General features: G+C 65.9%; 16 protein-coding genes and 1 pseudogene. 6 read left to right on the top strand and 11 right to left on the bottom strand.

Annotated elements, in window-relative coordinates:
• Positions 1-43: 43 nt before the first annotated feature.
• Positions 44-766, bottom strand: a complete 723-nt coding sequence (locus tag ACZI8W_RS06630; protein ID WP_463367697.1) for a hypothetical protein — start codon at positions 764-766, stop codon at positions 44-46.
• 126 nt (positions 767-892) lie between these two features.
• Positions 893-3769: a leucine--tRNA ligase gene (gene leuS / locus ACZI8W_RS06625; RefSeq protein ID WP_463367696.1), complete on the bottom strand. Its 2877-nt coding sequence runs from the start codon at positions 3767-3769 to the stop codon at positions 893-895.
• Between the two features lie 103 nt (positions 3770-3872).
• Here leuS and ACZI8W_RS06620 point away from each other — a divergent pair, with 103 nt between their 5' ends.
• From ACZI8W_RS06620 to ACZI8W_RS06610, 3 genes are all read left to right on the top strand, one after another.
• Positions 3873-4274 (top strand): SdpI family protein, encoded by a 402-nt coding sequence (locus tag ACZI8W_RS06620; protein WP_463367695.1) that lies wholly within the window; start codon positions 3873-3875, stop codon positions 4272-4274.
• A gap of 34 nt (positions 4275-4308) precedes the next feature.
• Positions 4309-5271 (top strand): DUF1648 domain-containing protein, encoded by a 963-nt coding sequence (locus tag ACZI8W_RS06615; RefSeq protein ID WP_463367694.1) that lies wholly within the window; start codon positions 4309-4311, stop codon positions 5269-5271.
• A 301-nt stretch (positions 5272-5572) separates the two neighbouring features.
• Positions 5573-6844, top strand: coding sequence for a reverse transcriptase family protein (locus ACZI8W_RS06610; RefSeq protein ID WP_463367934.1), 1272 nt, complete (start codon positions 5573-5575; stop codon positions 6842-6844).
• Positions 6845-6851: 7 nt separating this feature from the next.
• Here the strand turns inward: ACZI8W_RS06610 and ACZI8W_RS06605 are convergent, their stop codons facing one another.
• A complete protein-coding gene (locus ACZI8W_RS06605) occupies positions 6852-7460 on the bottom strand; it encodes a YqgE/AlgH family protein (protein ID WP_463367693.1) in 609 nt (202 codons plus the stop codon).
• Between the two features lie 12 nt (positions 7461-7472).
• Positions 7473-8180, bottom strand: a complete 708-nt coding sequence (locus ACZI8W_RS06600; RefSeq protein WP_463367692.1) for a TetR/AcrR family transcriptional regulator — start codon at positions 8178-8180, stop codon at positions 7473-7475.
• 132 nt (positions 8181-8312) lie between these two features.
• On the opposite strand from ACZI8W_RS06600, the gene ACZI8W_RS06595 reads away from it, so the two are divergent.
• The 3 genes from ACZI8W_RS06595 to ACZI8W_RS06585 all read left to right on the top strand — a co-directional run bounded on the left by ACZI8W_RS06595 (position 8313) and on the right by ACZI8W_RS06585 (position 11518).
• Complete coding sequence (locus ACZI8W_RS06595; RefSeq protein WP_463367691.1) at positions 8313-9260, top strand: NAD-dependent epimerase/dehydratase family protein; 948 nt, start codon at positions 8313-8315, stop codon at positions 9258-9260.
• 31 nt (positions 9261-9291) lie between these two features.
• Positions 9292-10584 carry an MFS transporter gene (locus ACZI8W_RS06590; RefSeq protein ID WP_463367690.1) on the top strand — a complete coding sequence of 431 codons (1293 nt, stop codon included), beginning with the start codon at positions 9292-9294 and terminating at the stop codon, positions 10582-10584.
• Between the two features lie 154 nt (positions 10585-10738).
• On the top strand, positions 10739-11518 hold the full coding sequence (locus ACZI8W_RS06585; RefSeq protein WP_463367689.1) for an acetoin reductase: 780 nt from the start codon (positions 10739-10741) through the stop codon (positions 11516-11518).
• Here the strand turns inward: ACZI8W_RS06585 and ACZI8W_RS06580 are convergent.
• From ACZI8W_RS06580 to ACZI8W_RS06550, 7 genes and pseudogenes are all read right to left on the bottom strand, one after another.
• The gene (locus tag ACZI8W_RS06580; protein ID WP_463367933.1) at positions 11490-12020 is read right to left on the bottom strand and encodes a TOBE domain-containing protein; all 531 of its coding nucleotides are present in this window, start codon (positions 12018-12020) and stop codon (positions 11490-11492) included. The two genes, ACZI8W_RS06585 and ACZI8W_RS06580, sit on opposite strands and share 29 nt — an antisense overlap.
• Positions 12021-12089: 69 nt before the next feature.
• Positions 12090-12527: pseudogene (locus ACZI8W_RS06575) on the bottom strand (ATP-binding cassette domain-containing protein); the annotation flags it as partial.
• A 73-nt stretch (positions 12528-12600) separates the two neighbouring features.
• A complete protein-coding gene (locus tag ACZI8W_RS06570; RefSeq protein WP_463367932.1) occupies positions 12601-13362 on the bottom strand; it encodes an ABC transporter permease in 762 nt (253 codons plus the stop codon).
• 35 nt (positions 13363-13397) lie between these two features.
• Positions 13398-14165 carry a molybdate ABC transporter substrate-binding protein gene (gene modA, locus ACZI8W_RS06565; protein ID WP_463367688.1) on the bottom strand — a complete coding sequence of 256 codons (768 nt, stop codon included), beginning with the start codon at positions 14163-14165 and terminating at the stop codon, positions 13398-13400.
• Entirely contained in the window at positions 14162-14566 is a 405-nt protein-coding gene (locus tag ACZI8W_RS06560) for a TOBE domain-containing protein (protein WP_463367687.1), read from the bottom strand. Before ACZI8W_RS06560 ends, modA begins: the two co-directional genes overlap by 4 nt.
• 30 nt (positions 14567-14596) lie before the next feature.
• Positions 14597-15526 (bottom strand): MHYT domain-containing protein, encoded by a 930-nt coding sequence (locus ACZI8W_RS06555; protein WP_463367686.1) that lies wholly within the window; start codon positions 15524-15526, stop codon positions 14597-14599.
• Positions 15527-15729: 203 nt separating this feature from the next.
• Positions 15730-19791, bottom strand: coding sequence for a bifunctional nitrate reductase/sulfite reductase flavoprotein subunit alpha (locus ACZI8W_RS06550; RefSeq protein WP_463367685.1), 4062 nt, complete (start codon positions 19789-19791; stop codon positions 15730-15732).
• Positions 19792-19880 lie beyond the last annotated feature (89 nt).

Here is a 19880-nt window from a genome sequence, read left to right as displayed (position 1 = left end):
GGTTCTGCTGGAACTGTCGAGACCACTGCTCGTTCGGCGTTACTCAGATTCCTTCGATTTTACCGATCTGCTTTGCCGCGAGGTCGCTGACCAGCTGATCGTCGACCGGTCCGGTGGCATTGATCTGGAAGTACACGCCGTCGACCGTCCCGGCGACGAGGGCGGTGGACTCTGCTGCCCCGCCCTGATCCGCCTCCGCGCGGGCAGCGATCAGACCGTCGGCTCCCTCCACGTCGAGGTCCAGCGGGGAGACCCGGTAGGTGACAGACGCTTCGGTGTCGCCGGACGAACTCGTCCGGGTGAAACTCGCGCACCCGTCGAGGTTCTCGGGCACCCGGGGCCCGGTGTCACTCGTGGTGACCATGATGGTGACGGCGCTGTTGGATCCGTCGGTGCCGTCGGAGGCGTACTCCGAGACAGCCGTGCCGGCCCGGTCCTCGTCGAGGCGCAGCACGGTGTCCACCGCGGTGGGCACGAGTACGCTGCACGCCTCGGGGTCGGTGACGGTGCTGTCGCGGATCTCGGTGAACATCGCGATCACCTCGTCGTTGCTCACCTCGCCCATATCCGAGTCCAACGTTTCCGCCACATCTGCATGGATGTAACCCGCCGGGGCATCGACATCGGAGAGGACCACCTCCGAGGGCACGACTCCAGACGACGGCGTGGACGGCGCGTCGGTCTCGGCACTACCGGAATCGGCACCGCATGCGCTCAACGCGCACACGGTGAGGCACGCGAGTCCGGCGACGAGTTGCTTGTTCACAGCGCGAAAGTCACTTCCTCCCGGTGGGGATCGGGGCGGGGATCGGGGCGCTCGGCAGGAGCAGATCCATCCGCCAAGCTATCAAAACCGCGTGGATCTGATGATCGCGATGCACGAACGCGACACCTACTTCACGATGTTGACCATCCTGCCGGGCACCACGATCACCTTGCGCGGCGCGGCGCCCTCGAGCAGATCCACGATCTTCGCATCGGCCAGCGCCGCTGCCTCGATCGCATCCGGCTTCGCGTCGGCCGGGACTGTGAGGCGGCTACGGACCTTACCGTTGACCTGGATCGGGTATTCGACAGTGTCCTCGACCAGCCACTTCTCGTCGGCGGTCGGGAACGGCCCGTGTGCGAGCGATTCGGAGTTCCCGAGCCGCGACCACAGCTCCTCCGCGACGTGCGGCGCGACCGGGGCCATCATGAGTACGAGCGGCTCGACCGCGACGCGAGGCGCACCCGACGGGTACTGCTTCGTCAGATGGTTCGTGTACTCGATCAGCTTCGCGATCGCGGTGTTGTCGCGCAGATGGGCATAATCGTCGGTCACGCCGGCGACGGCCTTGTTCAGTGCCCGCAGAGTGTCCTCGTCCGGCTCGGCGTCGGCGACGCGGACAGCGCCGCTCTCCTCGTCGACCACCAGACGCCACGCGCGCTGCAGGAACCGCGACGCACCGACGACGTCCTTGGTCGCCCACGGACGGGACTGGTCGAGCGGACCCATCGACATCTCGTACACACGCAGAGTGTCGGCACCGTAATCGTTGCAGATCTCGTCGGGCGCAACCGAATTCTTGAGGGACTTGCCCATCTTTCCGTACTCGCGAGCAACTTCCTGCTCACCGTCGGGGCCTGTCCAGAAGAATGTGCCGTCGCGTTCGACCACCTCGTCCGCCGGAACATACACGCCACGGGCATCGGTGTACGCGTACGCCTGGATGTAGCCCTGGTTGAACAGGCGGCGATACGGCTCGGACGACGTGACGTACCCGAGATCGAAGAGCACCTTGTGCCAGAAGCGGGCGTAGAGCAGATGCAGCACCGCGTGCTCGACACCGCCGACGTACAGGTCGACGCCGCCCGGGTCGTTCGGACCGTGGAGTTCGGGGCGCGGACCCGTCCAGTAGGCCTCATTTTCCTTGGCGCAGAACTCTTCCGAGTTCGTCGGGTCGATGTAGCGCAGCTGGTACCACGAGCTGCCCGCCCACTGCGGCATCACGTTGGTGTCGCGGGTGTAGTGCTGCAGTCCGTCGCCGAGGTCGAGCTCGACGTTGACCCACTCGGTAGCCTTCGCGAGCGGGGGAGACGGCTCGGAGCCGGCGTCGTCGGGGTCGAAAGATACCGGCGCGTAATCCTCGACCTCCGGAAGCTCCACGGGGAGAACAGATTCCGGAAGGGCATGTGCGTCACCCTGCTCGTCGTACACGATGGGAAACGGTTCGCCCCAGTAACGCTGCCGGGCGAAGAGCCAGTCGCGCAGCTTGTACTGGACGGTACCTGTACCGGTACCGTCTTCTTCGAGCTTCTCGATGATGGCCTTCTTCGCGTCGCCGATGTTCAGCCCGTCCAGCAGACCTGAGTTCACGAGTGTGCCGTCGCCGGTGTACGCCTCGGTCGTGATGTCGCCACCCGAGATGACCTCGCGGATGGGCAGTCCGAATGCCGTCGCGAATTCCCAGTCGCGCTGGTCGTGGCCTGGAACGGCCATGATCGCGCCGGTGCCGTAGCCGGTGAGCACGTAGTCGGCGATGAAGATCGGGAGCTTCTCACCGCCCACGGGGTTCACGGCGTACGCGCCGAGGAACACACCGGTCTTCTCCTTCGACTCCTGCCGCTCCAGGTCGGACTTGGCGCCGATCTCGGCACGGTACGCAGCAACGGCGTCAGCGGGAGTGGCAGCGCCGCCGGTCCACCGCCTGTCGACGTCGACAGGCCAGCTCGACGCGACGATCTTGTCGACGAGAGCGTGTTCGGGGGCGAGGGTGACGTAGCTCGCGCCGAACAGGGTGTCGGGCCGGGTCGTGAAGACCTCGACCGCGGCATCCCGACCGTCCACCGCGAACGTCACCTGGGCACCGTTCGAGCGTCCGATCCAGTTGCGCTGCATGGACTTGACCTTGTCCGGCCAATCCAGATACTCGAGGTCGTCGATGAGGCGGTCCGAGTACGCGGTGATCCGCATCATCCACTGGCGCAGGTTCTTCCGGAACACCGGAAAGTTGCCGCGTTCCGAACGGCCGTCGGCCGTGACTTCTTCGTTGGCCAACACGGTACCCAGACCGGGGCACCAGTTGACGAGCGAATTCGACTGGTAGACAAGGCGGTACGAGTCGATGACCGCGCCGCGCTCGCTGCTCGACAGCGAGGCCCAGTCGCGCCCGTCGTCGAGGGTGCGCGTGCCGTCTGCGAACTCGGCTTCGAGTTCACTGATCCGACGAGCCTTACCGGCTGCGGTGTCGTACCACGCGTTGTAGATCGTCAGGAAGATCCACTGCGTCCAGTGGTAGAAGTCGACATCGGTGGTCGCCACCGAGCGACGGTCGTCGTGACCGAGGCCCAGACGTCCGAGTTGCCGCTTCATGTTGACGATGTTGGCTTCGGTGGTGGTGCGGGGGTGGGTGCCCGTCTGCACCGCGTACTGCTCGGCGGGCAGACCGAACGCGTCGTAGCCGAGTGTGTGCAGCACGTTGCGACCCTGCATCCGGTGGAACCGGGCGTAGACGTCGGTCGCGATGTAGCCGAGGGGGTGCCCGACGTGCAGACCCGAGCCCGACGGGTACGGGAACATGTCTTGCACGAACAACTTGTCGGCGGGCACCCCGGTCGCGGGGTCATTGCCGGCAAGGTCGCCCACCGGGTTCGGAGCGTGGAACGTGCCGCGTTCGCGCCACAGGTCCTGCCAGCGCTGTTCGATCTGCCCTGCGAGTTCCGCGGTGTAGCGATGCTGCGGGGTGGCGTCGGACTGCTGCTGTGCTGAGGGCTGAACGGGACGGGTCACGGTGATCACTATCTACTCGGCCGGCGTTTGTGGGCTCCAACCAGGGTAGAACGTGCCCGTACCCGACGGGTGGGGCGGTCACACGCGACGGTATCCTGATCGGGTGCTGATCGTCGCCATTCTGCTTTTCCTTATCGCCCTCGCTGTCGGCGCGGTCGGTGTCGCGGCGCTGACCGGCAAGCTTCCACGCAACCGCTGGGCAGGTGTGCGCACGCCGGAGTCACTCCGCGACGACGCCACCTTCGCCATGTCCAACAAGGTCGCCGCACCCAGCATGCTCGGCGCAGGCGCACTCTGCGTCCTCGGTGGCGTAGCAGCGTTGACCCTGCCGACCGTGTGGGGCGCGGTCGCCGTGGTCGTCACCGTCGTAGCGGCTCTGCTCACCGCCGGCGCCGGTGGATCCATCGCCGCGCGAGTCGCCGAAGCCACGAAACCCGAGGAAGCCGGCTGCGGGACCTCCTGCGGGTCGTGCAGCCTGCGCGGAATGTGCGAACCGACCGCCTGATCGTCGCCCCTACTGCTGTCCCTATCCTGTCGCCATGACCAGCCGCCGAGTTGTCGACCCCGCAGGAGCCGTGTTCGGACTCGGGATTCCACTGCTGAGTGCGCTCGCCGTTCTGCTCCTCACCCTGGCGTGGGAATCTCGCCTCCCCGCGGAAGTCGCATCTCATTGGTCGGGCTCGACCCCCGACTCTTTCTCGAGCCCCATGACGGGGGCGTGGACGATGGCGTTGCTCATCGCGCTGGTCGGGGGTGGATGCTGCGCGATCGCCGCACTCGCCCAGGCGCAGCTGATGATGCGCCGGTACATGTTGGTGATCGGGCTTGCGGTGACCTTCCTGATGGCGACACTGTATGTCGCGACCCTGGCCGAACAGCTGGATGTGTCCGACCCCTCGGACACACCGTTCCCCTCGTGGGCACTCGGGTTGGGTATGTGCCTCGGTATCGCGGTCGGGTGGCTCGGCGCGGGCCTGCTCCGCGACTACCGGGAGCGTCCGTCCGCGAAGACCACGCCCGACCCGTCACTGCCACGAGGCTCCGTCGAACTGCCCCTCGTCGACCAGGTCGGTACGGGTCGATCAGCCACCGTCGTACTTGCACTTGTCGTAATGGCCCCCATGATCATCGTGTGTCTCCTGATGGGGAGCTGGTGGCCCATCGCCATCGCACTCCCGGTATGTTTCCTGCTCCTGAGCCTGCTCCGGTTCACGGTGCGACTGGACGAGCAGAGAGTGTCGGTGCGCAACTTCGGCAGATCTGCCCTCGACTACGACCTCGACGAGATCGTCGGCGCGAAGGTCACCGAGACCCGCCCGTTCCAGGACTGGGGCGGGTGGGGGATGCGGATCAAGCGACCCCACCGGTACGGGCTGGTCACGAACACCGGACCCGCGCTGGTGATCACCACCGAATCAGGTCACGAACTCACAATCACCACCGACCGCGCCGAGGAGATGGCGGGCGCGATCAACACACTCGCCGATCGACGAGCGGCGTAATCCCACTTCTTCCACTCGGCCTTCTGTCATTCGGCCTTCTGTCATTCGGCCTTCTGTTATTCGGCGCTGTCTCCTCGGATCTGGCACCATCGGGAACTATGGGCGGCAGGCGAGGTGAGAGCGGATCGTTTCGATCCGTCTCAGGGGAAACCCCTGGGTACAGTTCACAGTTGGTTCCTGCGTCCGACGCCGCACCGCACGCTCCGCGTGCCGAACGGCGCCGCGACCACGAGGTTCAGGTCACCTCGCGTGCCGTCCGTCCTGCATGCCGACCATCCTGGAGGGCACCGTTCCCCCTGTGATGATCGAACCGTCACTTCCCGCCGACGAGGCCTCGGAGGCGGCAGCCGAGTTCTCACGGATATACACCGCCTGGACATGGCCCGAGGTGCTGCGAGCCCTCGAGTCGGTCCTCCCCGGGGAGATCGCCCCCGATGTCGCGAATCGCTTGTTCCATCTGGCACGGGCAGAGCCACGTCATCCCGCAGCTGCCCTGGTCGACGCGCTCGCACCGTGGACGATACCCAGGCCGGCAGTGCCTCGACGCATCGAATTGCACGAGCCGACGTCGACCGGGTCGGTGCTCGACGGCCTGCCTGATCTCTATTCCGTCGAGCAGTGCGCGCACTGGCTCGGCCTCACCGTTCCCGAACTCGAATGGTTCGCCGACCGCGGCAACTGGTTGCGCACCGCCGGACCACCGCTACGGCATTACCGAATCTGGCACCGCACGAAACGCGATGGTGTCCGCCTCATCGAAGCGCCGAAACCCCGGATGCGCGAAACCCAGCGACGTCTGCTCCACCGACTCGTCGGACAGATTCCCGCGCATCCGGCCGCTCGCGGATTCGTTCCGGGTTCGTCGCCTGCCGCGTTCGCCTGGCCGCACACCGACCGGGGCACGGTGCTGCGCATCGATCTGCGCCACTGCTTCGAGACGATCACCCTTCGTCGTGTCAGGGGAGTGTTCGACCGCGCCGGTTACCCACCGCGGATCGCTCGCCTACTCGCAGAGTTGTGCACGACTGCGACCCCGGTCGATGCGCTCACCGGTGTCGCCTCAGCGCATGCGGCTCTGCTGCGCGACAGGCATTTGCCGCAGGGCGCGCCGACGTCGCCGCATGTGGCGAACCTGGTGCTGCGGTCGCTGGACCGACGTCTCGACGGATATGCCCGGCGCCACGACCTGCGCTACACCCGTTACGGCGACGACCTGGCGTTGTCGGGGGACACACTCGACGTCGACCGAGTGCTGTGGGTGGTGCTTCGGGTGGTATCCGCGGAAGGCTTCGTCGTACACCCAGACAAGCTTCGGATCATGCATCGGCATCAGCGGCAGCGCCTCGCCGGCCTGGTCGTCAACGATCGGCCACAGGTTGCCCGATCCGAGTACGACACTCTGCGCGCGCTACTGCACAACGCGCTCCACGAGGGCGCAGCCTCCCAGAATCGGGGCGGTCATCCCGACTTTCGCGCTCACGTGTACGGGCTGATCGCCTGGATCGGCGCCACGTCGCCGGCACGCAGACAACGGCTGTTGCAGCTGGCCGCGGCTGTCGACTGGGAATCCTGAGGGTGGGTCAGTTCCGCTCGACCTCGATCGGATGGGTCGCCAGCAGGGCCGTCGGGAGCGGCTGGCGGCGCAGCACCGCAGCCCACTGGTCGATACCGGCCGGAGCCAGAATGTCGCGGGGCCGGACGGAGACGACCATCCAGTCGTCGTTGCCGAGTTCACCGTCGAGCTGACCTGCGCTCCACCCCGCATATCCTGCGAAGATCCGCACACCTTCGATGTGCTCGACGAGGGTCTGGGGGTCGGTGTCGAGATCGATCAGCACCACCCGGCCGTCGATCCTGCGCACGCCCTTCACGTTGTCGATCTCGGCGCCCTCGCGCGCGGTGCCGAGACACAACGCAGAATTCCGGTGCACCGGGCCGCCTACGTACAGGGCACCCGGCGACGCCGACGTCGGCGCCCAGCGGGGGAGCATCGCGCCGACGGCGGTGTCGCTGATGCGGTTGAGCACGACGCCGAAACTGCCGGATTCGTTGTGTTCGATCATGTAGATGACGGTGCGGCGGAACGTGGGTTCGGTGAGGGCGGTGCCGGCAACAAGCAGATTCCCCGCACGGACCTTGGGGGTCGACTGTGCGGTGCGGTCCTCGGGGTCGTCCTGGTGTTGCGCCACTCCGTCATTCTCTCACCGCGGCTGCGCCTTTGTGGTCACGAATCCTGCAGTGTCGGCGAGAACCGCGAGTTGATGCTCGAACAGCGCAGACGTGTCGGTGAAGGTGTCGCGACCGTACTGACCGAAGACTTCGAAGCTCACCACACCGAACAGGCCGGACCACACCAGAACCCCGCGGGCGAGGACCGCGTCGGGTAATTCCCTGTCGAACTCACTCCTGATCCGCGCGAGATCGGCCCCGAGCGAGTCGGGGATCGGAATGGTCTCGGTGGACCGCAATGCACCGGCGGCATAGGCATCCGCCAGGATCCCGACGAGACGAACGACGACCCGGGTTCCGGGTTCGATCGTACGGTCGGGGGGTGCCTGGTAACCGGGGACAGGGCTTCCAAACAACAGAGCGTATCGGGCCGGCTCTCGCAGCCCCCACCCGCGGACCGCGTGTCCCAGCGCACGGAACTGGTCGAGCGAGTCTTCCGTGTCGGCGATGGCGGCGTCGACAGCGTCTCCGAGTTCGTCGTACGCATCGATCACCAGAAGGGTGAGCAGCTCGTCGCGGCTCTCGACGTAGCGGTACACCGCGGACGACACCACGCCGAGGTCGCGAGCGACGGCTCGCAGCGACAGTGCGGCGGCACCTTCGGTCGCCAGGTGGTCGCGGCCGATCCGGAGGATGTCGGCCATCGTGCGGGCGCGCGCCTTTGCGCGGGGGGTCGTCATGTTCCCAGCCTGCCCACCGTTGCGAGCACTGTCAACAAATGCGAGCACCGCTCTTGACAGGACTTCGGTCTGGAGTGCAATCTGGATCCAGATTAGAGAGCAGTGCTCACAATTTTACGGAAGGCGGACTCCATGTCGAAACTCCACGTCGTCGCCGGCGCCGGACCTGTCGGCACCACCGTTGCGGAACAACTCGCAGCACAGGGACACCACGTCCGGGTCCTGACCCGCTCGGGAAGCGGACCCGATCATCCCCGCGTCGAGCGCCTGCGCGTCGACGTCAACGACCCCCGCGCACTCGACGACGCACTGACCGGCCCCGACGGCGACAGCGCCGTTGCCTTGTACATGTGCATCCACGGCTCGGCCTACTCCGCTGAGGTGTGGGAGAAGGAACTGCCCGCCGCCGAGCAGGTCGTGCTCGACGCCGCGGGTCGCGTCGGGGCGGTCGTCGTGTTCCCCGAGAGCCTCTACTCCTACAGTTCCCCGCACGACGTCATGACCGAGGACTCACCCCGCAACGCGACCCGCGGCAAACTCGGTGTGCGCACCCGCCTGCTCGCAGCCCGCGACGCGCACTCCACACCGACGGTCAGCGTCGTGGCATCGGATTTCTTCGGTCCCCACGTCCTCACTGCCCACGCGGGCGAACGCATGGTCCCCACCGTTCTCGCCGGAAAGACGTCCCGGGTCCTCGGGTCGGCGGATACACCGCACTCCTTCACCTACGTGCCCGATCTCGCGGCCGCGATGATCGCTGCCAGCGGCAACCACGCGGTCTGGGATCATGTCCTGCACGCACCCACCGCACCGCCGGTGACCCAGCGTGAACTGGCCACCGCCTTCGCCACCGCCGCGGGAATGCCCATCCCGAAGGTGTCGACCATCCCAGCCTGGGCCCTACGTGCCGGCGCGGTGGTGAGCAGCGACATCCGGGAACTCGCGGAGACCGCTTACATGTTCACCGGCCCGTTCGTCATGGACTCGAGCCGCACCGAGACCGCCCTCGGGTTGTCACCCACACCGATCGTGGAGGCCGCCGACGCGACCGTCCGCTGGTGGCAGCACCGCCCCCGCTGAATCCCCACCCGCACCGATAGTCTCGGTGATCATGCAGGACTCGAGGCGGCAAGCGTGGCATTCGACGATCTCCGCCCTCCGCGGATCGCCGGGACTCGCTCGTCTGACGATCGTCCGCTTCGCGAGCCAGTTCGGCGACGGCATGTTCCAGGCCGCTCTCGGCGGAGCAATACTGTTCAATCCCGAACGACACGCAGACCCTGTAGCCATCGCCGCGGGGTTCGCCGTCCTTCTGCTCCCGTACTCGGTGATCGGCCCATTCGCCGGTGCGCTCCTCGACCGCTGGGACCGTCGCCTCGTTCTGGTGTGGGCCAACGCGCTCCGCGGCGTGTTCATTCTTGCGGCCGCATCCGTGCTCCTCACCGGAGGTCCGCAGACCCCGTTGATGTTGCTCGCACTCGCCGCCGTCGGGGTGAGTCGCTTCGTTCTCGCTGGGGTGTCGGCATCACTCCCTCACGTTGTAGCCCAATCTTGGCTTGTCCCCGTCAATTCCGTTCTTGCGACGGTGGGCTCTGCCGTGTCGGCGGCCGGTGCCGGAGCCGCGGTCGCGACGATCGCACTCGTGGGCGCAGGCGACGTCGGTTCCGGAATCGCCGTCGCCCTGGGAGCGTCCGGATCAGTCATCGGTGCGATCGCAGCGGGAGGTTTCGCACACCAGGCGCTGGGTCCGGACGGCGCACGACCGCGGGCGGTGGTGCGGACCATCATCGCCGGGCTACGCACGGGAGCAACGGCAGTCTGGGAAGCCCCCGGTGTGGCCGCCGCCATGGTCGGAATCGGCGCACACCGCATAGTTTTCGGAATGGACACCCTGATCATGGTGCTCGTCCTCCGCCACACCGAGCACGAGACACCGCTGCCCGGTGGGTTCGCCGGATTCGGTGTGGCGGTCGCAGCCACCGCAATCGGTATGCTCGTCGCAGCGATCGTCGCACCGTTCCTCATTCCGCGACTCGGTCGGCCGCGTACCGTCACCGTCGGATTGATCGTCGCTGCGGTGGTGCAATTCCTGTTCGTCACCACGGTGGCTCAGGGCCCATTGCTCATCGCCGCATTCCTACTCGGACTCGCGGGGCAGACGATCAAACTCACCGGCGATGCTGCCATGCAGATAGACATCGACGACGCACGTCGCGGGCAAGTGTTCGCATTACAGGACACCGTCTTCAACATTGCGTTCCTCGCCGCGATCGCGGCGGCCGCATTCGTGATTGCGCCGGACGGCCGTTCGCCCGCCCTTGCTGTCGCCGGTGCGGCCGTGTATGTACTCGGCGTGATCGGGGTGCTCGCGATCAGACGCTATCGGATCGGGGGTCGGGCATGAGCACACGCAACCCGGCGCAACCCTTGCGTCTACTCGACAACCGGTGATTCTCTTGACTGTGATGTGACTCACCCAGTGTTGTCGACAATGCAGCGCTGGCAATCATGCGGCGCTGTCAATCGTGCGGCGCTGGCAATCGTGCAAGGAGATACGTATGAGCATCCAAGGCAAGGTCGCTCTGGTCACCGGAGCAGGGCAGGGTATCGGCCGCGCAATCGCGTTGCGGCTGGCGTCGGACGGCGCCGACATCGCCGTCGTCGACGTCAACGGAAGCAAGGCGGAGGCGGTCGCCGACGAGATCCGTGCACTGGGGCCGCGAGCTGTCTCGATCGTGACGGACGTGACGGTACGCGACCAGGTCCAGGCTGCCGTCGACCGGACGGAAAGCGAACTGGGGTCTTTCGACATCATCGTCAACAACGCCGGTATCGCCCAGGTCGATCCGATAGCCGACGTGACACCGGACGAGGTGTCACGCATACTCTCGGTGAATATCGAGGGTGTGCTGTGGGGCATCCAGGCGGCTGCGGCGAAGTTCAAGGCGCTCGGCCACGGCGGCAAGATCATCAATGCGTCGTCCATCGCGGGCCATGAGGGATTTGCCATGCTGGGCGTGTATTCGGCAACCAAGTTTGCAGTCCGCGGGCTTACGCAGGCGGCGGCCAAAGAGTATGCGTCCGAGGGCATCACCGTGAACGCGTACTGCCCCGGCGTCGTCGGCACCGACATGTGGGTGACCATCGACGAACGGTTCGCCGAACTCACCGGTGCCGCCAAGGGCGCAACGTACGAGAAGTTCGTCGGCGGCATCGCGCTCGGTCGCGCCCAGACCCCGGAGGATGTTGCAGCCTACGTGTCGTACCTCGCGAGCCCCGACTCCGACTACATGACTGGCCAGGCGGGCCTCATCGACGGTGGCCTGGTGTTCCGGTAAGGGCACCGTCACAACTGGGCCCCCGGTGGATCCGAACCTCGGTGGCCTTGACCACGAACCACACCGTTGCCCCCGGCTCGAGTTTCAGCTCGGCCGCTGCAGCCGTGGTGACCTCGGCCGTCAGGCCCCCCGACGCGCGCACCAGAACCGTCGCACCGCGGGCTTCGAGCTCACCGATCGTGACCCGAAGAGAGTTCCGGGGGCTGCCATGCGGCGGATCAGTGTAGACAGCCACCGCCGAGGGTGGAAACACCGCGGCCGCCGCATCGCCGGGAGAACAATCGTCGTCGGCAACACCGTGCACCACACCGACATCGGTGGCGAGCCCCTCGGCGCGAACCGTCCCGCCGAGCAGATTCGTCCCGGCGATCCGCGCCGCGAATGCACTTCGCGGCCGGGTGAGGACCCGTTGCACCGTGCCGTCCTCGACGAGACGGCCGCCGTCGATGACGATCACACGATCGGCGAGGGCAAGTACGTCGAGGGGATCGTGGGTGACCATCAGGGCGGTTCGACCGTCCTCCCGCAACACACGACGCAGCAGCGATCGCACCGCAGGGGCCGTAGCGACATCGAGCGCGGCCATCGGTTCGTCGAGTAGCAGCAGTTCGGGTTCCGCGGCCAGTGCGCGCGCCACCGCGATGCGCTGGGCCTGTCCGCCGGACAGTTGGTGTGGCTTCCGATCAGCGAACTCGACGGCATCCACCGCTTTCAACCAGCGCGTCGCGGTGTTTCGGGCGACGCGTCGAGGCTGCCCCACACTGCGCGGCGCGAAGGCCACATTGTCGAGCGCCGTCAGATGCGGAAAAAGCAAGGCTTGCTGCGCAAGCAGTGCGACGGAGCGGTTGTGCGGTGGTACTGCCGTGCGCGACTCGGTGTCGGTGAGGACCCGGCCACCCAGTTCCACTCGTCCGCGGTCGCAGGGGATCAGCCCGGAGATCACACTGAGCAGCGTGGACTTCCCGGCACCGTTCGGACCGAGAATCGCGACGGTGGTGCCCGCGTCCACTTCGAGGTCGAGGGCGAAGTCACGGACGTCGACACTCGCCTGAACTCGTAATCTGCTCACCCCAGTACTCCAGTCACTCCGGTACTCCAGGCGATCGACGCGAGTGTACGGCGACGACGATCACGAGTGCGACGACGATGAGCAACAGTGACAGGGCCACCGCGGCATCCGGATCGGTTTCGCGTCGCAGATAGATCTCGAGAGGAAGCGTCCGGGTGGTGCCCTGCAGACTGCCCGCAAATGTCAACGTCGCACCGAATTCCCCGAGGGCACGGGCAAATGCGAGGACCGCCCCCGACGCAAGCCCCGGCAGCACGAGAGGCAGAGTGACGCGACGAAATACGGTGGTGGGTTTGGCACCGAGTGTTGCAGCGACATTCTCGTACCTCTGTCCGGCGGTGCGCACCGCGCCTTCGAGGCTCATCACCAGAAAGGGGAGTGCAACGAAGGTCTGCGCGACCACCACAGCCGTGGTGGAGAAGGCGATACTGATCCCGAACACCTCGAGGTGCTCACCGATCAGTCCGCGCCTGCCGTAGGTGTAGAGCAGCGCGATACCCCCGACCACCGGGGGCAACACGAGCGGAAGCAGCACCAGCGCGCGCACGACCTGTATGCCGGGAAACGTACTGCGCGCCAGGACCAGGGCCATCGGTATCCCCAGGATCATGCACAGCACGGTGCTGGTCGTCGCGGTGACGATGCTGAGTTCGAGTGCTTCGAGCGACGCCTCGGACGTGATCAGTGCCGGATAGTTCGTCCAATCGACGGTGAGGAGCATCGCGACCAGCGGCACCGCGATGAAGAGCAACCCCACCGCGGCAGGCACGTACATCCACCGGGGAATCCCAGTGGACGTCCGCACCGCTGTCACGGTGCGCCGAATCCCGCCCGTTCGAGCACGGCGCGACCTTCCCCTCCGGTGACGAGATCGACGAATTCCGCTGCCAGTTCAGCGTTGTCGGCCTCTGCGAGAACGGTGATCGGATAGGTGTTGACGGCACCGGACGACTCCGGGAAGGGCACCGCGGTGACCGACTCACCCGCATCAGTGGCGTCGGTGACGTAGACGAGGCCAGCATCGGCCTGGCCGGATGTGACCTTACCGAGGACGTCGGTGACCGACGATTCTTCCGACACCGGAGTGAGGGTGACTCCGGTGGCTTCCTCGACCCGTTCGGTGGCTGCGCCGCACGGTACCTGCGGTGCGCAGACGACGACAGACAACCCATCGCGGTCGAGATCGGCGAATGAGGTGATGTTCTCCGGGTTCCCCGGCTCGGTGACGATGGTGAGGACGTTGGTCGCGAAGTCGACGGGTTCGCCCGAGGCCAGCCCGGCGTCGACAGCCTTGTTCATGTTGTTGGTGTCGGCAGATGCGAAAACATCGGCGGGCGCGCCCTCTTCGAGCTGGGTAACCAGTGAGGACGATCCCGCAAAGGAGAACTCCACGGTCACACCCGGGTTTGCATTCTCGAACAGCTCCCCGATCTCGGTGAACGTGGACTGCAGCGATGCCGCCGCAAAGACCGTCACCGTCTCGGCGCCTTCGCCGCTGGAGTCGCTGCTGCTGCACGACGCCAGGGCGAAGGCGACTACGAGTGCGCTCGACGTTGCTGCCAGGGCACGAGTCCTCATGCGTTTCCTCCGGGGGTTTCGACGATGACGGTGGTGGACTTGACGACCGCGACGGCGACAGTGCCCGGTTCGAGACCGAGTTCTTCGACAGCCTCGGTGCTCATGAGCGAGACGATCCGGTGCGGGCCGCACTGCAGCTCCACCTGCGACATCACAGTGTCGGAGATGACCCTGGTGACGAGGCCGACGAGACGATTGCGCGCGGAACTACCGACGCCGAGTACATCGGGCACGTCTCCCGCCTGGGATCGAGCGAAGGCGGCGAGCTCGCTACCGTCGATCACCTTGCGTGCCGACTCGTCCTTACTCGCAGTGAGCAGGCCCTGATCGATCCATCGCCGCACGGTGTCATCACTGACACCGAGGAGGGCTGCAGCATCTTTCACCCGCACATTCGCCATGAAATGGACATTACTTCCGCATGTGCGGATTCACAACCGACGCCGCCACCGCGAAGGACGATCTCCGCCTTCGTCAGGAAACACCGCGACACGCACGGTGGTTCCAGGTTCCGCACCCTGAGGTGCCACCTCGATCCGAGTGTCCGACGGCGCTGCCTCCTCGGCGTCGTCTCCCTGCGCCCACCGCGCCACCGACTCTTCGCGGCGCACCTCGTCCCGGTCCTGGGTGAGCAGCAACGCGGAGATGGGCAACGCGAGCACGGCGATACCGATAATGAACGCGGGGAACAGAAGTGACAGCACCGTCAGCCCTTCGGGACTCTCGGCACCTGGGTCGACGGTCGCGCTCACCCCGGCCATTCCGGTGTAGTGCAACGCCACCACCGCGCATCCCATGATCAGCGACGCACCGACACGGATCATGAGACGCTCGGCCACTCCGGCCAGGAACAGCGCCGCCGTGGACGCCACGATGCCGATGATCACCGATGCGATCACGTACGCCGGATCCTGTTCGATGGTTCCTTGGATCCGGATTGCATACATCCCGCTGTAATGCATGAGGCTGACGGCAAGGCCCATCACCACCCCGCCGGACGCCACTCGGAGACCACGCGGAACGCGCTGGAGCCACCTCGCCGGCGAATCCACGAACCAGAGTCCGAACATCGTGGCTCCGACCGCAAGCAGAACCGAGAACACCGTGGGCCCGATTGCGTAGCGGATCAGGGAACCGGGTACCGCAAAGCCCATCATCCCGATGAAGTGCATCAGCCAGATTCCGACTCCACCGATCGCCATCGAGGCCATCAGGATCCACTGCATTCGGTGCTTCACGTCACCGGCCTTGACCGCTTGACGGACACAGGACAGACCGACGTACGACCCCACGACTGCGGTCGCGTACGCCAGGAAGAACACCCACAGCCCCATCGTGAAGTGGTGTAGTTCGTGCGACATTGATCTCTCCGTACGGCACGTCGGGCTGTAATCCCATATCCGGATGGGACGTGCCGTACCGACCGAAGCGAGGCCGCACCCAGATCCCCGACGCGACGGAACTCACATTACCCGATATCACAACACCGTCGCCGCGCGGTGCGGATGGATCACCAGTATGACGATCGGCTCGACAGATCGCCGCTGGGCACCGACGTGGTCGGTCAGTACACGTCGCGCACGTAGCGCTTCTCTGCGAGAAGTCCGTCGACGTAGGCGAGAGCCTGCTCGTGATCGAGACGACCGTGGGCCTGCACCACGTCACGCAGGGCTGCGTCGACGTCCTTCGCCATCCGGGCCGCGTCGCCGCACACGTAGAAATGGGCACCGTCCTCGAGCCACCGCCACAGCCGCGCACCGTGTTCGCGCATGCGGTCCTGCACGTAGATCTTCTGCCGCTGATCCCGCGAGAACGCCAGGTCGAGTTCGGTGAGGAACCCATCCGAGTGCATTGCCTCGATCTCGTCCCGGTACAGGTAGTCGGAGTCGTATCGCTGGTCGCCGAAGAACAGCCAGTTCCTGCCCGTACACCCCGATTCCCGGCGGTCGTGCAGAAACGCACGGAACGGCGCAATGCCCGTACCGGGCCCCACCATGATCATCGGTGTATCCGATGACGACGGCGGCCTGAAATGAGCGCTGCGCTGCACAAAGATCGGAATGTCGGCGCCTTTGCTGTGGTCGGCAAGGAAGCTCGAGCACACCCCGGCACGGTCTCGACCGTCGTTGTTGTAGCGCACCACCGAGACCGTCAACTGGACTTCACGAGGATCGACCTTCGGACTCGACGAGATCGAGTACATGCGGGGCTGGAGCCGCTCGAGCAACGGCAACCATTCGTCCAGCGGTGCCTTGAACGGATACTCGGCGATGACATCCAGCGCCTGCTTACCCCAGAGCCACCGCTGTAATTCGATCTTGTTGCCGGGTCGCAGCAGCTTTGCCAGCTCGGCACTTCCGGTCTGTTGCTGCACGAACTTCAGGAGGTCGGGCGTCACCCGGGTGATGTCGAGGTGGCGGGTTGCGGCCTCGCGAAGCGGGATCGTCGGAAGACCTGCAATCTCGGTGGGTGCCTCGGAATCGAGAACGGTGACCTGGAGCCACTCGTCGACGGTGTCCGGACCGTTCGTGGGCACCACCCCCAGTGCGTCTCCGGCACTGTACTCGAAATCCGGATCGAAGAGTTCGAATCCGAACTGCCGCACCTCTTTCGATGACTGGCCTCCGCTGAGGCGGACGTTACGGGTGAGCCGGGTGACCAACGGGGACTTCCGCGAGTAGGACGACGCAGCAGGTGCAGACACGGGAGTCACCGATGTCACAGCTCCGGCGTCGCCACCGAAGTGTGCTGCGAGCTCGCCGAGCCACTGCGCCGATCGCTCCTCGAAATCGGGCTCGCAGTCGACGCGGGGGAGAAACGGTGTCGCACCGAGCCCCGCCAGACGCTCATCGAGTTGCCGCCCGAAACCACAGAAGTCGTCGAAGCTCGAATCACCCAATGCGAGAACCGCGTACCGCATATCGGTGAGAGACGGCGCATCACCCGCGCTCAAAGATCTCCAGAAGGTACCGCCGCTGTCCGGTGCGTCACCGTCGCCGAACGTACTCGCGACGACGACCAGATTCGGTATGTCCGCCAGGGCCGCGACATCCAGCTCGTTCAGCGTCATGGACCGCACCGCACAGCCGGTGGACCGCAGGCGCGCAGCGCACACGGCCGCAAGCTCCTCGGCGTTCCCGGTCTGCGATGCCCACGCCACCGTGACCGGGATCCCGTCGTCCGATGCCTCGTCGGAGTCGCAGATCACCGACCCCGGACCGCGTGAGTAGACCCCGGCGAGCAGTCCCTCGACCCATGCGCGTGCCGAGGGTGTGAACGGTGCTGACGCCGGCAGGACCGGCACTCTGGTGACGTCGCTCGAGCGCAACCCGGAGATCAAGCCGGACAAGTAGATTCGTTCCGTCTCCGCGAGAATCGGTACCTCGGTTTCACCGATACCGATCACGGATGCCAACCGGTCGGCTGGGTTGTCACCGGTGTCGGCCGCGGGCGTCTCCACCTTCGTCAGCGAGACTGCGCACACCTTGAATTCGGGTTGGTGCGATACAGGGTCGACGGCATCGTTGGTGACCGCGTTGATCGCCAGATCCTCCCCGAACCTGTCGTTCCAGTGGAACGGCGCGAAACAGCTACCCGGCCCCACGCGATCGGTCACCACCACCGGGAGTATCGCGTGCCCGCGTCGCGACGCCACTTCGACCCGGTCCCCGTCGGTGATCGCCAAGCGCTGCGCGTCGTCCGGGTTGACTTCGACGAAGGGCCCCGGTTCGAGCTTGTTGAGCTTGGCGACCAGGCCCGTTTTGGTCAGGGTGTGCCATTGGTGCTGGACGCGACCGGTGTTGAGGACCAGCGGGAAGTCGTCGTCGGGCAGTTCGGCGGCCGGCACGTGCGGACGCGGGAAGAAGCGGGCCCGTCCATCGGGTGTGGCGAACACGAGACGCGGAACGGTGCCGTCTTCACGGACCAGGCGCGGGCAGACGGTGCCGTCGTTGAGATACCGGATGGGATTACGCGAACCCGACCCGGGCGGGCACGGCCACTGCACGGATGTCTCGCGCAACCGGTCGTAGGTGACTCCGCGCAGGTCGTAGCCGGTTGCGGGGTTGGCGAAGCCGGTGATCTCGTCGAAGATCGCCTCGGCGCTCGAGTAGTCGAATGCGCTGCCGAATCCCATCTCGGTGGCGATCCTGGCGATGATCTCCCAATCGGGTATCGCCTCGCCGACCGGGTCGGCAGCCTGCCCGATGAGGTTCAGTGTGCGATCGGAACCGATGGTCACGTAGTCGGATTCGGACCAGAGCGCTCCCGGCAGGAGAACATCCGCGTACGCAGCGGTCTCGGTGTCGGCGAAACTGTCCTGCACGATGACGAGTTCGGCCTTCTCGAGAGCCTCGAGAACGGCCTTCCGATTGGCAACGGTCGCGACAGGATTGGTGCAGATGATCCAGCAGGCCTTGATCTCGCCCGCGGCCATCTTCTCGAACATGTCGATCGTGCCGGTACCCACCTCGGTGCGAAGCGTGCCGTGCGGTACCCCCCACTGCTGCTCGACGAACATGCGATCGGCTTCCGAAAGCACGCTGCGCTGCCCGGGCAGACCCGGCCCCATGTATCCCATTTCGCGTCCGCCCATGGCATTGGGCTGGCCGGTGAGAGAGAACGGGCCGCTACCGGTCCGGCAGATCGCTCCGGTTGCGAGATGGAGGTTGCAGATCGCGTTGGTGTTCCACGTGCCGTGGGTGCTCTGGTTGAGCCCCATGGTCCAGCAGCTCATCCACTCCCCGGCCTCGCCGATCCACCGCGCCGCGGTCCGGATGTCGCCTTCGTCGATTCCGGTGATCCGGGCGACCACGTCCGGCGGGTAGTCGGCAAGGAAGTCCTCCATCGCGTCCCAGCCATCAGTGTGTTCGCCGATGAAGTCACGATCCAGATGGCCGTTTTCGACGATGAGATGAAGCAGTCCGTTGAGGAGGGCGAGATCGGTTCCGGGGGAGATCCGCAAGAACAGGTCGGCCTTGTCGGCCGTCGCGGTGCGGCGAGGGTCGACGACGATGAGCTTGGCTCCGGCCTTGACGCGATCCATCATCCTCAGGAACAGAATCGGATGGCAGTCGGCCATGTTGGAGCCGGTCACGAAGAACACGTCGGCGCGGTCGAAGTCTTCGTACGAGCCGGGTGGTCCGTCCGATCCCAGCGACTGCTTGTAGCCGGTACCGGCACCGGCCATGCACAGCCGCGAGTTCGATTCGATCCCGTTGGTACCGATGAACCCCTTCGCGAGTTTGTTCGCCAGGTACTGCGACTCGAGCGACATCTGCCCCGACACATAAAGCGCGACAGCGTCGGGACCGTGTTCGTCGATGATGGCGGTCAGGCGCCGCGCGGTATCCGAGATCGCCGTCCCGAGTGCGACCGGGACAGGATCGGAGCCGCGTTCCCGACGCACCTGCGCGGTCTCCAGTCGGCCACCTCCGGCGAGCATCGCGGCGCTCGTCGCGCCCTTCGTGCACAGGCGACCCCGGTTGGTGGGGTGTTCCTTGTCGCCGTATGCGTCGAGGACACGACGAGTTCCCGTGCTCGGGTCGACACCGACCTCGAGGATCATGCCGCATCCCACACCGCAATACGAGCAGGCAGTTCTCACCGTCGTGATCGCGTCCTGCATTCCCAGCTCCCGCCCGGACCGTCTCGTGAATGGCCCAGTGTCCATGCTGCGGACACGGTGTTGCGGGAGGATCAAACGCGGTGAGCAGG

It is taken from the genome of Rhodococcus ruitaii (genome assembly GCF_055230935.1).
This window is presented reverse-complemented; position numbering and strand designations above follow the sequence as displayed.

Bases quoted from the DNA above. Each gene is read 5' to 3' on its own strand.
- ACZI8W_RS06585 (WP_463367689.1), top strand. From the start codon at position 10,739: ATGAGCATCCAAGGCAAGGTCGCTCTGGTCACCGGAGCAGGGCAGGGT.
- ACZI8W_RS06600 (WP_463367692.1), bottom strand. From the start codon at position 8,180: ATGACGACCCCCCGCGCAAAGGCGCGCGCCCGCACGATGGCCGACATC.
- ACZI8W_RS06610 (WP_463367934.1), top strand. From the start codon at position 5,573: ATGATCGAACCGTCACTTCCCGCCGACGAGGCCTCGGAGGCGGCAGCC.
- ACZI8W_RS06590 (WP_463367690.1), top strand. From the start codon at position 9,292: ATGCAGGACTCGAGGCGGCAAGCGTGGCATTCGACGATCTCCGCCCTC.
- ACZI8W_RS06560 (WP_463367687.1), bottom strand. From the start codon at position 14,566: ATGGCGAATGTGCGGGTGAAAGATGCTGCAGCCCTCCTCGGTGTCAGT.
- ACZI8W_RS06580 (WP_463367933.1), bottom strand. From the start codon at position 12,020: ATGGTCACCCACGATCCCCTCGACGTACTTGCCCTCGCCGATCGTGTG.
- ACZI8W_RS06550 (WP_463367685.1), bottom strand. From the start codon at position 19,791: ATGCAGGACGCGATCACGACGGTGAGAACTGCCTGCTCGTATTGCGGT.
- ACZI8W_RS06615 (WP_463367694.1), top strand. From the start codon at position 4,309: ATGACCAGCCGCCGAGTTGTCGACCCCGCAGGAGCCGTGTTCGGACTC.
- modA (WP_463367688.1), bottom strand. From the start codon at position 14,165: ATGAGGACTCGTGCCCTGGCAGCAACGTCGAGCGCACTCGTAGTCGCC.
- ACZI8W_RS06595 (WP_463367691.1), top strand. From the start codon at position 8,313: ATGTCGAAACTCCACGTCGTCGCCGGCGCCGGACCTGTCGGCACCACC.
- ACZI8W_RS06555 (WP_463367686.1), bottom strand. From the start codon at position 15,526: ATGTCGCACGAACTACACCACTTCACGATGGGGCTGTGGGTGTTCTTC.
- ACZI8W_RS06570 (WP_463367932.1), bottom strand. From the start codon at position 13,362: ATGTACGTGCCTGCCGCGGTGGGGTTGCTCTTCATCGCGGTGCCGCTG.